The organism is Bacteroides sp. OF04-15BH (genome assembly GCF_003477995.1).
In the GTDB taxonomy this organism is placed as follows: domain Bacteria; phylum Bacteroidota; class Bacteroidia; order Bacteroidales; family Bacteroidaceae; genus Paraprevotella.
Map to the genome: position 1 here is coordinate 1 of NZ_QUEM01000044.1, position 464 is coordinate 464.

At 48.9% G+C, this 464-nt stretch carries 1 protein-coding gene; it reads right to left on the minus strand.

Annotated features, from left to right (window positions below):
- Positions 1–52: 52 nt before the first annotated feature.
- A complete protein-coding gene (locus DXA74_RS14320; RefSeq protein WP_005942354.1) occupies positions 53–415 on the minus strand; it encodes a hypothetical protein in 363 nt (120 codons plus the stop codon).
- Positions 416–464: the final 49 nt, after the last annotated feature.

Sequence of the window (464 nt, forward strand, 5' to 3'; positions counted from 1 at the left end):
CCCAAGTGGCTGGAGGCGCAAAGCCTCCAAGGAACGTTGCTTTATGGCAGGTCTATGCCATTGCATTCTCTGTAAAGATACAGACCAGTTTAGTGCGGCTTGTCTGTCTGCCGATGACGGACTGCATGATGAACTCCCGAAAGGCTCTGCTCTCAATGCTGTCAATACGGAAGGCTACCGCAATGACGAGTTCAAGGCTATACACATCATAGCTGATGCGGTCGTTCTTCCTGACATGACGGCGTACACCCTGCTCTTTCAGAATGCCGTCCTTGAATATAGCCTTGACAGCCTTGCGCACATAGCAGCCGAATACATTATACATGTCGGCAATCTCCTGCATGGTCATCCATACAGTATCGGTCGGCATGGATACCGTTCCGCTCTCGCTGATAGTTATAACTCCTCTGTTCATTTCCCGTCCTCCTTATTTTTATTCTGGTCAGTTTCTTTTGTTTCTCTGC

Excerpts from the sequence above, each read along its gene's own strand:
- DXA74_RS14320 (WP_005942354.1), bottom strand. The coding sequence starts at position 415 with ATGAACAGAGGAGTTATAACTATCAGCGAGAGCGGAACGGTATCCATG.